This is a genomic window from Rhizobium rhododendri (genome assembly GCF_007000325.2).
Classification (GTDB): Bacteria; Pseudomonadota; Alphaproteobacteria; order Rhizobiales; family Rhizobiaceae; genus Rhizobium; species Rhizobium rhododendri.
The window spans coordinates 2,174,813-2,188,148 of record NZ_CP117267.1; the positions used below are offsets into that span (position 1 = coordinate 2,174,813).

General features: G+C 60.7%; 13 protein-coding genes. 11 read left to right on the forward strand and 2 right to left on the reverse strand.

Features of this window, described 5'->3' with window-relative positions; all coding sequences use genetic code 11:
* Position 1 precedes the first annotated feature (1 nt).
* The 5 genes from PR018_RS10620 (at position 2) to PR018_RS10640 (ending at position 3,753) form a co-directional block, all read left to right on the forward strand.
* Positions 2-928, forward strand: a complete 927-nt coding sequence (locus PR018_RS10620; RefSeq protein WP_142823466.1) for a heme/hemin ABC transporter substrate-binding protein — start codon at positions 2-4, stop codon at positions 926-928.
* A 3-nt stretch (positions 929-931) separates the two neighbouring features.
* The gene (locus tag PR018_RS10625) at positions 932-2,056 is read left to right on the forward strand and encodes a FecCD family ABC transporter permease (protein WP_142823467.1); all 1,125 of its coding nucleotides are present in this window, start codon (positions 932-934) and stop codon (positions 2,054-2,056) included.
* A gap of 9 nt (positions 2,057-2,065) precedes the next feature.
* Entirely contained in the window at positions 2,066-2,866 is an 801-nt protein-coding gene (locus PR018_RS10630) for a heme ABC transporter ATP-binding protein (RefSeq protein ID WP_142823468.1), read from the forward strand.
* 131 nt (positions 2,867-2,997) lie between these two features.
* On the forward strand, positions 2,998-3,342 hold the full coding sequence (locus PR018_RS10635) for an ElaB/YgaM/YqjD family protein (protein ID WP_142823469.1): 345 nt from the start codon (positions 2,998-3,000) through the stop codon (positions 3,340-3,342).
* Between the two features lie 9 nt (positions 3,343-3,351).
* Positions 3,352-3,753: a hypothetical protein gene (locus PR018_RS10640; protein ID WP_142823470.1), complete on the forward strand. Its 402-nt coding sequence runs from the start codon at positions 3,352-3,354 to the stop codon at positions 3,751-3,753.
* 106 nt (positions 3,754-3,859) lie between these two features.
* Here the strand turns inward: PR018_RS10640 and PR018_RS10645 are convergent, their stop codons facing one another.
* Positions 3,860-4,414, reverse strand: coding sequence for an RNA polymerase sigma factor (locus PR018_RS10645; RefSeq protein WP_111222568.1), 555 nt, complete (start codon positions 4,412-4,414; stop codon positions 3,860-3,862).
* A 4-nt stretch (positions 4,415-4,418) separates the two neighbouring features.
* Positions 4,419-4,628: a NepR family anti-sigma factor gene (locus tag PR018_RS10650; protein WP_111222567.1), complete on the reverse strand. Its 210-nt coding sequence runs from the start codon at positions 4,626-4,628 to the stop codon at positions 4,419-4,421.
* Positions 4,629-4,877: 249 nt separating this feature from the next.
* Between PR018_RS10650 and PR018_RS10655 the strand changes: the two genes are divergently transcribed.
* From PR018_RS10655 to PR018_RS10680, 6 genes are all read left to right on the forward strand, one after another.
* Positions 4,878-5,672 (forward strand): response regulator, encoded by a 795-nt coding sequence (locus PR018_RS10655; protein ID WP_142823471.1) that lies wholly within the window; start codon positions 4,878-4,880, stop codon positions 5,670-5,672.
* A 201-nt stretch (positions 5,673-5,873) separates the two neighbouring features.
* Positions 5,874-6,827, forward strand: coding sequence for a sensor histidine kinase (locus PR018_RS10660; protein ID WP_142823619.1), 954 nt, complete (start codon positions 5,874-5,876; stop codon positions 6,825-6,827).
* Positions 6,828-7,269: 442 nt separating this feature from the next.
* The gene (locus PR018_RS10665) at positions 7,270-8,631 is read left to right on the forward strand and encodes an NAD(P)-dependent oxidoreductase (RefSeq protein ID WP_142823472.1); all 1,362 of its coding nucleotides are present in this window, start codon (positions 7,270-7,272) and stop codon (positions 8,629-8,631) included.
* A gap of 14 nt (positions 8,632-8,645) precedes the next feature.
* Positions 8,646-9,959 carry an NAD-dependent dihydropyrimidine dehydrogenase subunit PreA gene (gene preA, locus PR018_RS10670; protein ID WP_142823473.1) on the forward strand — a complete coding sequence of 438 codons (1,314 nt, stop codon included), beginning with the start codon at positions 8,646-8,648 and terminating at the stop codon, positions 9,957-9,959.
* Between the two features lie 264 nt (positions 9,960-10,223).
* Positions 10,224-10,763: a biliverdin-producing heme oxygenase gene (locus PR018_RS10675; RefSeq protein ID WP_142823474.1), complete on the forward strand. Its 540-nt coding sequence runs from the start codon at positions 10,224-10,226 to the stop codon at positions 10,761-10,763.
* On the forward strand, positions 10,760-13,330 hold the full coding sequence (locus PR018_RS10680) for an HWE histidine kinase domain-containing protein (RefSeq protein WP_142823475.1): 2,571 nt from the start codon (positions 10,760-10,762) through the stop codon (positions 13,328-13,330). Before PR018_RS10675 ends, PR018_RS10680 begins: the two co-directional genes overlap by 4 nt.
* Positions 13,331-13,336: the final 6 nt, after the last annotated feature.

Here is a 13,336-nt window from a genome sequence, read left to right on the forward strand (position 1 = left end):
GATGAAGTCCATTCGGAATTTGCACCGGATCAAGGCATGGCAGGCAGCGCTCACCCTGAGCGTCATGCTGATGCCGACGATCCCCGGAGCGACGGCATTCTACCACGTCGCCGGTCAGGCCAGTGCCGAGGAGGCGCGCAAGCTGGACACATCGCGGCTCGTGTCGATCGGCGGCGACATCACCGAAATCGTCTATGCGCTTGGCGAGGAACATCGGCTGATCGCCCGCGATTCGACCAGCGTCTATCCGGAAGCCGCCACGAAACTGCCGGATGTTGGCTACATGCGGGCGCTATCGCCGGAGGGCATACTGGCTGTCAATCCGACCGCCATTATCGCGGTGGAGGGATCCGGCCCGCCGGAAGCCGTCGCGGTGTTGCGCAATGCCAGCCTGCCGTTCGAAACCGTGCCGCAGGGCTACGACCGGGACGGTATCCTGAAGAAGATCGCCGCCGTCGGCACCCTTCTCGGCGTTCCCGACAAGGCCCGCGCGCTGGATGACAAGGTCGCCGCCGATCTCGACGCCGCCATCGCGGCATCAGACAAGCGGCCGCTCACGGAGCGCAAGCGCGTCTTGTTCATCCTCAATGCGCAGGGCGGCAAGATCATGGCATCCGGCACCGGGACTGCCGCCGACGGCATCATCACGCTCGCCGGCGCCATCAACGCCGTCGGCGTTTTTCCCGGCTACAAACCGCTGACAGACGAGGCGATCATCGAAGCCAAGCCCGACGTCATCCTGATCATGAACGGCGGCGGCGGACACGCTTTGAGCGACGAGGACCTTCTGAAGCAGCCCGCACTCGCCCTGACCCCAGCAGCGGAACACAAGGCGATCGTCCACATGGACGGGCTGCACCTTCTCGGTTTCGGGCCGAGGACTGCCAGCGCGATCCGCGACCTCAACCGCGCAATTTACGGAGGCTGAGCCATGGCAATCAGCGATACCGCCGGACACTCCCTGGGGATCGCGGCCAGGAGCCGCGATTGCCTCGCCCGTTATCGTGCCGGCGACCGGTCGCAGATCGCGGTCGTTGTGATCGCCACGCTGGCCGCCCTTGCTATGTTCGCCCTGCTGTTCTCGGTCACGACGGGCGCATCTGATGCTTCCGCATTCGATGTGGTCCACGATCTCTTTCGCGGGACCGGAGCCGCCACCGCGCTCAGCATGCGCGACCACATCATCGTCTTTGATATACGCCTGCCCCGCGCCATCCTCGGCTTCCTGATCGGCGCCTCCCTCGCCGTCTCCGGCGCCATCATGCAGGGCCTGTTTCGCAATCCGCTGGCAGACCCGGGCCTTGTCGGCGTCTCCTCCGGCGCAAGCTTTGGCGCGGTGGTGATGATCGTCCTCGGCAGCACGCTGGCGGCACCGATCTACGCCGTGCTCGGCATCTATGCCCTGCCGCTCGCCGCCTTTGCCGGTGGCCTCGTGACAACCCTGCTTCTCTACCGCATCGCCACTCGGGACGGTCAGACATCCGTTGCAACCATGCTGCTCGCCGGCATCGCGCTTGGCGCGCTGGCGATGGCGGCCACCGGCGTCCTCGTCTACATGGCCGACGACAGGCAGTTGCGCGACCTCACCTTCTGGAGCATGGGCTCGCTCGCCGGCGCCACCTGGACGAAGATTGCTGCCGCCGGGCCGATCATCGTCCTCTCGCTCGTCGCCATCCCGGTGATCGCCAGGGGCCTCAATGCGATTACGCTGGGAGAAGCCGCAGCCTTCCACATGGGCGTGCCGGTGCAGCGGCTGAAGACGGTCGCCATCCTCGTCGTGGCTGCGGCAACCGGCGCATCCGTCGCCGTCAGCGGCGGCATCGGCTTCGTCGGCATCGTCGTCCCACATGCCCTGCGCATGGTGATCGGCCCCGACCACCGCTACCTGCTTCCAGCCTCGGCACTGCTCGGCGGAACCTTGCTGATTTTCGCCGACGTGCTCGCCCGCACCATCGTCTCGCCGGCAGAAATGCCGATCGGCATCATCACCGCGGCCGTAGGCGGTCCTTTCTTCCTGTGGATCCTGCTGCGCAATCGCACCCGGCTCAGCCTCTAAGGACAACAAGTGATCGACGTTTCCAACCTCTCCGTCCGGCTTGCGGGTAAATCCGTGGTCGATGGCGTGAGCTTTACCGCCCGCCCTGGCCAGCTGACGGCAATCTGTGGGCCGAACGGCTCCGGCAAGACGACAGTAATTAAGGCGATCTCCGGCGAGCTTGCCTATGGCGGTTCGATCCGGCTTGGCAAGGACGAGGTCAGGACGATGAAGCCCTGGGCGCTCGCACTCTCACGGGGCGTCCTGCCGCAGGCGAGCACTCTCTCCTTCCCCTTCTCGGTGCGCGAAATCGTCCTGATGGGCGTCACCGCAGGCGCCAACAGCAAGCCGCAGCACGCGGAGAGGATCGCCATGGAGGCTCTCCGCGCCGTCGATCTCGCCGGTTTCGAGGGGAGGCTCTACGAGCAGCTGTCCGGCGGTGAGCAGCAGCGTGTGCAATTTGCTCGCGTGCTCTGCCAGATCCCACGGCCGGTCGTTGACGGCAAGCCCTGCTGGCTGCTGCTCGACGAACCTGTTTCCAGTCTCGATATCAGCCACCAGCTGGCGATCATGCAGCTGTCGCGCGCCTTCTGTGCGGCCGGCGGTGGCGTCATTGCGATTATGCACGATCTCAATCTTACGGCCCTCTTCGCCGACCAGATCGTGCTTCTGAAGTCAGGCCGGCTGGCCGCCAACGGCGCCGTTGCATCCGTTCTCAGCGACGAAAACCTGCATGCGGTGTTCGGCTGCGAGCTCCGCGTCAATCGGGTGCCCGACAAGGCGATCCCGTTTGTGCTGCCACACAGCGTGTTCGCCGAAGCAGGCGCCTGAGATGGAACTTTTCCACCATCGTCGCGTTCAGCTGTCAACGACATAGGTCAATGCCGACGGCTTAGTTTTGACGTTGGTAGTGGCCTCCCACGAAGAGACGCATTGGCGCGTTGACAATAAGGAGAACAAAAATGGCAAACTCCCTCCTCGATACCATCCGCAGCAAGCGCAATGGTGCTATCAGCGACATAGAAGACACCATCGAAGATCAGATGGACAACCTACGCGGCGAGATCGCTGCGCTTACCAAGCTCATCAGCAAGAACGGCGCCAGCCAGAGCAAGCGTATCCGCGCACAGGCCGAATCCGGCTATGAAGACCTGCTTGCCCGCAGCGAAGATCTGTTGCACCAGCTGCAGGACGGCTACGCTCGCAGCGCCAAGGAAGTCCGCGCCACTGTACGCGCGCATCCGACAGCCTCGATCGGCGCAGTTGCAGCCATCGGCTTGCTGTTCGTCTTGCTCGCACGCCGCTAAGGAACATCAATGCTGGGTCCCATCCTTGGCTTGCTGCTATCGGGCTCCGTGAAGAACACCGTTGCGCGCACCAAGCGCAACGGTATTTTCATTGCTATCGCAGCGGTCTTCATCCTCACCACATATGTGTTCGGCCTGTCTGCCCTGGCGCTCTGGCTTGGCACGATCTACGGCCCGCTCCACGCGTCGTTGATCTTAGGTGGCGGCTGCCTGCTGATCGCAGTTGCCATCCTTATCGTTATGGCCAGCATCAACGCGCAGGAAGCGCGCCGTGCGCGCGAAAAGCGGCTGGCTGCGCAATCCATGGCCACGGTGGGCCTCGGACTGTTGCGCTCGCAGCCGATGCTTGCTGCAGCCGTTGCCGGCGCGTTTCTGCTCAGCACCGTGATGGGCTCGCGCGACGACGACTGAGCGATCTCGCTCAAGCAATCCCGCCAAGCCAATAAAAAACCCGCCGCACTCTCGAAGTGCGGCGGGTTTATTTTGTGACAAATCAAAGCTGTAAACGATCAACGGATTAAAACGCGAACGCCCTTGAGGTCAGCGGCGAAGAGGTCGCATCCGGGCCGAAGTCAGCCTCTCCGGTGATCTGCAGCAGTTCCTGCAAACGTTGGCGGGCACGGTTGACGCGGCTCTTGATCGTACCGACGGCACATTCGCAAATCTCCGCGGCTTCTTCGTATGAGAAGCCGGAAGCGCCGACCAGGATGATTGCTTCACGCTGGTCAGCAGGAAGCTGTTCCAGCGCCTTACGGAAGTCTTGAAGATCGAGGGCGCCGTATTGCGACGGATGGGTCGCCATCGATTCCGTGAACAGACCATCGCTGTCCTGGATTTCCCGACCGCTTTTGCGCATCTGGCTGTAAAGCTCGTTGCGCAGGATGGTGAAGAGCCAGGCCTTCATGTTGGTGCCCATCTCGAAGTGGTCCTGCTTGGCCCAAGCCTTCATGATGGTATCCTGCACGAGATCGTCGGCACGGTCGTGGCGACCGATGAGGGAGATCGCAAATGCACGCAGGCTCGGCAGCGCAGACAGCATCTCGCGTTTGAAACTTGGTTGGACTTTATCCATGAGCCTACTCCCGCTCGACCGACTTTGCGGACGCCATTTCGACCTGGTCGAGTTTCTCAAGCAAATCGAGGAAGCGGTTCGGGATGGCTTCGTCCTGTGCAGCGGCATACAGGCTGCGTAGACGGCTGCCGATCTGGCTGTTTGGATCGAGGAGGTCCGCAACTCTAACATCGGGCCTTGGCTGTTCCGTGTCTTCCTGATGGGACGCTGTCATATATATTTCACTCTCGGACGTGTTGGCGTTAGGCTTGTTTCCGGGCGACACCGGAAACGCGGATTAGGGTTGTCAGGGACCGCATTTACGTTGTCATCGAGGCTGGACATGCTAGACCCAATATCACGTGGACGCATAATGCATGCAGCGAAAAAAAGTTCCAGCACCTCGGAACATTTCTGGTTGCCGGCTGTTATAAACCTATTAAAGACGGTTAAACATGCCACGGCTACTGACGGGAGCTATTTTATGACACTTTCCACTCGAATTGCTCCGCATCTCCCCTACTTGCGTCGCTATTCCCGGGCACTTACAGGCACTCAGACCTCCGGCGACGCCTATGTAGCAGCCGTTCTGGAAGCCATTATTGCCGATATCTCCATCTTTCCGGACACTTCGAACGATCGCGTCGCGCTCTACAAGCTTTTCACCACCCTGTTCGGTTCGAGCTCGGTCCAGGTTCCGGAACCGACTTCGCCTTACGCCTGGGAGAAGCGTGCCTCTGCAAACCTTTCGAAGGTTTCGCCGGTAGCCCGGCAGGCCTTCATCCTGGCATCCGTCGAGAATTTCCGCATGCCTGAGATCGCCGAAATTCTTGGCCTCGACGAAGCCGAAACGGCTCGCCTGCTTGACAGGGCGTCTACCGAGATCTCCCGTCAGGTAGCAACCGACATCATGATCATCGAGGATGAGCCGCTCATCGCCATGGACATCGAGCAGATGGTCGAGAGTCTCGGCCACCGCGTGACCGGCATCGCCCGTACCCACGCCGAAGCCGTTGCACTCTACAATGCGACAAAGCCGAGCATGGTTCTTGCCGACATCCAGTTAGCAGACGGCAGCTCTGGTATCGATGCGGTCAACGACATTCTGAAAAACGCCAGCGTGCCGGTCATTTTCATCACCGCCTTCCCGGAACGTCTGCTGACAGGCGAACGCCCCGAACCGACATTCCTGGTGACGAAGCCGTTCAACCCGGACATGGTGAAGGCACTGATCAGCCAAGCGCTGTTCTTCAACGAATCGACGAAAGTCGCGGCCTGACATTCGATCCACGGAACAATAGAAAAGTGAAAGCGTTCCGTCAGCCCGGAGCGCTTTTACAAAACGACTTGCGATTTGGCTGATGTGCCCGCCTAGTCGGACACCCCGGGTTTCAATCCGGTTAGGCGAAGGAAAGGCATCTTGGTGAATAACGTTGATCCATCGTCCAGCTCACCGCTCGGGTTCGAGGGTAAGGCTGCTATGATGGAACGCGCACTCGGAAGTGCGGGCGTTTCGATCATCTACCAGGACGCCTGTCTCCTGGTATCCTATTTCGAGAACCTTCCCGAACATCTGACCGGCATCGCAGCCCTCGGAATTGACGATATCGCGTTGTTTGGCGAGAAGGATGGAAATCACATCCTGGGCCTGAAGCGCGACGTGCTCAGCAGCGGCAAACAGGCCAAGGCGGAAATCTCGATTCCCTCTGCAGAGGGCATAAAGATCTATGAAATCAAGATGGAACGGACCGATGGTGCCAGCCACGGCATCCTTTCCGTGATCTTCGAGGTGACTGAAAGCCGTCATCGCGAAAAGGTTCTAAAATCGCTTCTGCGCGAGCTGTCGCATCGCTCCAAGAACCTGCTTGCCATCATCCAGGGTATCGCAACCCAGACCGCGCGCAACACCCTGTCGCTGGATAACTTCCTGATCAAGTTCCGGGGACGCCTGCAGTCGCTGTCGAACTCGCAGGACCTCATTACAGATTCGAGCTGGCGCGGCGCCTACCTCTTCGAACTCGCCCAGAAGCAGTTTGCCCCCTACTGGCCGGACGCGAGCATTCCTGTTCCGATCCACGGCATCAATGCTCACCTGACGCCGAATGCCGCGGTGCATCTCGGACTGGCGCTGCATGAGCTCATCGTCAATTCCGCCACCCATGGCGCCATCGCCGCCGGCACGACCAGCATCACGCTAGACTGTCAGGCCGTCGAATGGGAAGGCAAGCAGGCCGTCGAAATCGTCTGGTCGGAAACGATCGTGACACCTGGCGCCGCCAATGATTTTGAAGACAACAGTTTCAGCAAGACGGTGCTGGAGCGCGTCGTACCGACGTCGATGAACGGCCGCGCCAAGCTCGGCGTCAGCCCCGAGCATCTCGACTACCGCTTGACGATTCCGGAAACGGAATACGAGATCCTGAAGCAATCCTGATCTCACCCCCCAGAAATAATGCATTTGAAGACGCAGAAAATCAGCCGTTGCGAGGGCGCGCAACGGCTGATTTATAACTCACCGGGAGGGGGACCGTGAGTAGACGTCCGACGACGCTTTGAAGGGGCGCGCACCTGGGTGGGTGCATTCATCATCAGGACACACTGATAACTGTCCAGCGTACCGCTGGTTCCACCGTATTCGAAATAATTCTCTCTTCTGGGCAGGAACCAGCTCGGCGCGTCTGCCGTGCAGGACCCCACAGCTGCATGCGGGGAATGGAAAGCGGAAAGCTCCCTAAACATAAGTCAATAAAAACAAATACCTAGAGACTAGGTTCCTCCCCTTGACCGGATTAAAATCTCCAAAAATTTACCGTTTGATAAATTTTTTTTCCTGAGTTAGCTTTTACGCACTGGCCGTTGATAAGAGGGAACTTAAAATGGGACGACTGGAAGCTGGGATTAAAAGTGGCCGACTGACCGCGGCGGAATACGGTCGAAACTTTTCCGACCTGCATCCGCGGCTCGGCGACCACGAGGCGCTCGTCGAATCCGATCGCTGTTATTTCTGTTACGATGCACCGTGCATGACGGCCTGTCCTACCTCGATCGACATCCCGCTGTTCATCCGCCAGATCTCGACCGGGAACCCCATCGGCTCTGCAAAAACGATCTTCGATCAGAATATCCTGGGCGGCATGTGCGCCCGCGTCTGTCCCACCGAGCAGCTCTGCGAGGACGTCTGCGTCCGCAACACGGCCGAGGAACGACCAGTGGCGATCGGCCGCCTGCAGCGCTACGCGACGGATGCGGCGATGGCGGCTCAAAAACAGTTCTATACGCGCGCCGAGCCGACCGGCAAAACCATCGCCGTGGTCGGTGCCGGCCCCGCCGGTCTCGCCTGCGCCCATCGGCTTGCCGTCAATGGCCACGCCGTCGTCATCTTCGATGCCCGTGAAAAGGCTGGCGGCCTCAACGAATACGGCATCGCCACCTATAAGGCCGTCGATGATTTTGCCCAGCAGGAAGTCGATTACGTCCTGTCGATCGGCGGCATAGAAGTCCGCAACGGCCAGATGCTCGGCCGCGATTTCACGCTCGGCGAACTCAGCGCCAAATACGACGCCGTCTTCCTCGGCCTCGGCCTTACCGGCGTGAATGCCTTGAGGGCTGAAGGCGAGGATCTCGAGGGCGTGGCGGACGCCATTTCCTATATCTCGGACCTCCGCCAGATCGCCGACAAAGCCGACATCGCCATCGGCCGCCGTGTCGTCGTCATCGGCGGCGGCATGACGGCAATCGATGTTGCCGTCCAGGCCAAGCTGCTCGGTGCCGAAGAGGTGACGATCTGCTACCGTCGGGGCAAGGAACACATGAACGCCTCCGAGTGGGAGCAGGACCTGGCCGCCTCTAAGGGCGTCATGATCCGCCATTGGCTGGCACCGAAGCGCATCATCGAAAAGGACGGCAAGGTAGCCGGCATCGAGGTCGAATATACCGAGCTTCGCGATGGCCGCCTCACCGGCACCGGCGATACCGGCGTCATCGCTGCCGACCAGATTTTCAAGGCCATCGGCCAGACGCTCGTGGCGTCCGGCATCGAAACTCTGCAGATGGAGGCAGGCCGCATTGCCACCGACGCAGACGGAAAAACCTCGGTCGACGGCATATGGGCCGGCGGCGACTGCATTGTCGGAGGAGACGACCTGACGGTGTCAGCCGTGGCACAGGGCCGCGACGCTGCCGAATCCATCAACCGCACGCTGGCTGCCGTCGCGCACCCCGCCGCTGCCGTCGCCTAAGGGGAGAGTGAACAATGGCTGATCTGCGCAATAATTTCGTCGGCATCAAATCCCCCAACCCCTTCTGGCTGGCCTCGGCACCGCCGACGGACAAAGCCTACAACGTCAACCGCGCCTTCGAAGCCGGCTGGGGCGGCGTCGTCTGGAAGACGCTCGGCGAGGACGGGCCACCTGTGGTCAACGTCAACGGACCGCGCTATGGCGCCATCTGGGGCGCCGACCGCCGCCTGCTCGGGCTCAACAACATCGAACTCATCACAGACCGCGACCTCCATACGAACCTGCGGGAGATGAAGGAGATCAAGATGAAATGGCCGGATCGGGCGCTGATCGCCTCGATCATGGTTCCCTGCGAGGAGCAGGCTTGGAAGGCGATATTGCCGCTGGTCGAGGAAACCGGCTCCGACGGCATTGAACTCAATTTCGGCTGTCCTCACGGCATGTCGGAGCGCGGTATGGGTGCTGCGGTCGGACAGGTGCCGGAATATATCGAGATGGTCGTTCGCTGGTGCAAGCAATACACCCGCATGCCGGTCATCACCAAGCTGACACCAAATATCACCGACATCCGCAACCCCGCCCGCGCTGCCAAATCCGGGGGAACCGACGCGGTATCGCTGATCAACACCATCAACTCGATCGTCTCGGTGGATCTCGACAATTTCGCCCCGAACCCGACTGTCGGCGGCAAGGGCAGCCACGGCGGCTATTGCGGCCCCGCCGTCAAACCGATCGCGCTCAACATGGTGGCTGAGATCGCCCGCGATCCGCAGACCCACGGCCTGCCGATTTCCGGCATCGGCGGCATTACCACATGGCGCGACGCCGCAGAATTTCTGGCACTTGGCGCTGGCAACGTCCAGGTCTGCACCGCCGTCATGACCTACGGCTTCAAGATCGTCCAGGAAATGATTACCGGCCTCTCCGACTGGATGGACGAAAAGGGTCACCGGACGCTCGACGATGTCATCGGCCGTGCCGTTCCGAATGTCTCCGACTGGCAGTATCTCAACCTCAACTACATCGCCAAGGCCAAGATCGATCAGGATGCCTGCATCAAATGCGGCCGCTGCTACATCGCCTGCGAGGATACCTCGCACCAGGCGATCACCAACATGGTCGATGGCATCCGGCATTTCGAGGTGAAAAACGAGGAATGCGTTGGCTGCAATCTCTGCGTCAGCGTCTGTCCGGTCGAAAACTGCATCACCATGGAGGAACTCCCGGCTGGCACGCTGGACACACGGACCGGCAAGATTGTCGACCCGAACTACGCCAACTGGACGACGCATCCCAACAACCCCATGGCACGCCAGGCCGCCGAATAGCCTTTCGTCCTCAGTCAGCCGTTATCGATATTGGAACGGGGCCCGCCACATGTTTTTTGCTACGTGGCGGCCCCCTGCTGTCGGATCGACCCGCACGGGAATGCCAGGCCGGCAATCGAAACCGGCAACGTAGGCGTTATACAATTGGCGATTCCATGAAAAGTAACCGAAAACTCGGCTTTGACTGGATATAATCCAGCCCTCAGGTATACCGGGTTCTTGGTGCTCTCACTGGGCAGTAAATATGCTGTTCGGGCCGACTGAATGACTTTTCGAAATGCCCTCCGTGCCGGCACTGCCGAGTACCATGATGTTGTCGACCATCTGTTTGGTCGCTTCGACATGACCGATCGCGTCCACTATACTGCATTTCTGACAGGCCACGCGCGCGCCCTTCCTGCAGCCGAGCAAGCTCTCGAGGCCGCCGGAATTGCCCGCATCTTCCCGGATTGGCCGGAGCGTCGCCGTAGCCATCTGTTGCGGGCCGACATGGCGACGCTCGAGCTGGTCATGCCCCCGCCTGTCGCCTTGGCTGCCTTCTCCTCCGACGATGAAATCTGGGGCGCAGCCTATGTCATCGAAGGTTCGAAACTGGGCGGCGCGATGCTTGCAAAGCGCGTACCGGAACATTTTCCCTCCGCATATCTCTCCTACCAGGGACCCAAAGGCGCCATGAAAGCGTTTATGGATAGGCTGGATGCGGCTGCACCCGTTGACAGGGAGCGCGCGATAGCGGCGGCTAGGTCTGTATTTGCCGCTTTCAGGGCCGCCGCCGAACTCGAACTGGAGAAATCCGCCTTTTGACCGATGAATTGCAGCGTATCGACCTAACCAATTGCGATCGTGAGCCGATCCACCAGCTCGGCACGATACAGCCGTTCGGCTTTCTCCTGGCATTGTCGTCCGATTGGCTGATTGCACGGGCCTCTGTCAATCTCGGCGAATTCATCGGCGTGGAGCACGAGCAGATCCTGGGCCGGCCGCTGACGGAATTGTTTACCCCGGACGCTGTGCACACGCTGCGTAACCGGATGGCCGTGATCCGCGGGCAGGATACCGTCGAACGCCTGTTCGGCGTCGTGCTGCGTGAAGGTGGCGCACGCTTCGACATTGCGCTGCATATTTCGGATAGACAGATAATCATCGAGGCGGAGCCGTCGCCTGCGGCCGACGAAAGTGGTGCGATATCGATTCGCAGCATGACCGCGCGCCTTGACCAGACGGACACACAGCAGGCCTTCTTTCGCGAAGGCGCACGGCAGGCGCGCGCACTGACCGGCTTCGACCGCGTTATGATCTATCGTTTCGACGAGAGCGGCGCAGGTGAAGTCGTGGCGGAAGCGGCGCGATCGGGCATCGGCTCTTTTCTCGGATTGCACTATCCTGCCTCCGACATTCCAGTACAGGCGCGTGCACTCTATCTCCGCAACCTGTTCAGGATCATCTCCGACGTCGATGCCGTTCCTGTGCCGATCGCACCGCAGCTTACCGAACATGGACAGCCACTCGATCTTTCCATGTCGGTTCTGCGATCGGTATCGCCGATCCATATCGAATATCTGAAGAACATGGGTGTGGAAGCATCGATGTCGATTTCGATCGTTGTCGAAGGTGCGCTGTGGGGCCTGTTTGCCTGCCATCACTACAGCCCTCGCCTGCCCTCGCTGGAACGACGCGCCAATGCCGAATTGCTCGGACAGATGTTCGCCTCGCGCCTGGAAAGCCGCGAACGGCGGATAGCGCTTGAATACGAGCGCAAGGCTAAGCAGATCGGCGATCGCCTGCTGACATCGGTCGCCGGCAATACCAGCTTGCTCGATGACCCCGCCTGGCTGATCGACGCTCTCGCCGATGTCATTCCGGCAGACGGAGTGGGCGTCTGGATCGACGGGCGCATGGCTCTGAGCGGCGCCACCGTCTCCGAAGATCAGGTCGCCGAGCTGACGTCGCTTCTCAATCGAAATGCCGCAGGCAGGGTCTTTGCAACGGACAGCATTCGAAGCTGGTATCCGGACTGGGACGAGAGCACCCATGTCTGCGGCCTTCTGGCTATCCCGATTTCCCGCTCTCCCCGTGACTATGTCATCCTTTTTCGCCAAGAGATCATCCGCTCCGTGCGCTGGGCAGGCGATCCTAACAAACCTGCCGAGTATGGTCCGGGCGGTCCACGCCTTTCGCCGCGCAAGAGCTTCGAGAGCTGGTCGGAAATGGTGCGCGGCCACTCCCTCGCCTTCACCGCCCCTCAACTGCGCGTCGCCGAGACGATCCGGGTGGCCCTGATCGAAGTGATCCTGCGCCTCTCCGAGGAAGCGAATGCGGAGCGGCGTGTTGCGAGCGAGCGTCAGGAACTGCTGATTGCCGAACTCAACCACCGCGTCCGAAATATCCTCAGCCTGATCGGAGGGTTGATTCGCCACTCGAAATCCGCAGATCTTTCTGTCGACGGCTACATCGAGCAGCTTCAGGGACGCGTGCAATCGCTCGGCCGCGCCCACGACCAGCTGACCCAGGACCAGTGGGCGCCGGCGTCGTTCAGGCAACTGCTGGAAGCGGAAAGTGCCGCGTATCTCGGCAAGACCTCCGGCCGACTGGATATCAACGGCCAGGAGGTGCTGCTGGACCCGAAAGCCTTTACGACATCGTCGCTGGTCTTCCACGAACTCGTTACCAACAGCGTCAAGTACGGCAGCCTTTCGGCTGCGGGCGTCGTTGCGATCGACTGGGATCGGGATGCCGAGGGCAATCTGCGCATCCAGTGGCGTGAAAGCGGCGGCCCTGCCGTGACCACACCCACGCGCGTCGGTTTCGGATCGACGATCATCCGACGCTCGTTCATCTACGATCTGGACGGCGAGACCAGCATCCGCTTTGCCGAAGGCGGCCTGGAAGCAGATTTTGTCATTCCGGCGAAATTCGTGACCTTTGTCAGCGCCGCCGTACTCACCGCTCCGCAGAAAGAAATGATCGACAGCCAGATTGCTTCCGCACCGCTCGGTCAACAACCGCTCGCCGGAATGTCGGTGTTGCTTGTGGAAGACAATCTGATCATTGCCATGAACGGTGAGGATATTCTGAAAAGCCTCGGCGCTGCCGAGGTCATCGCCGTTCCCAACGTGTCGCAGGCGCTCGCCGCCCTAGACCAGCAGCCGCTCCAGATGGCGCTGCTGGACGTTAATCTCGGCGTGGAGACGAGCTTTCCCATCGCCGACCGGCTGATAGGCATGAATATCCCGTTCGGCTTCGTGACCGGCTACGGAGACAGCATCCCGCAGGGCGACACCTATGCGGACATCCCCGTCCTGCAGAAGCCCTACACCTGGGAGAGCATCGAGGCATTTCTGGCGGTCGTCCTCAGGCCGCGCGACGAGTGAATGCCG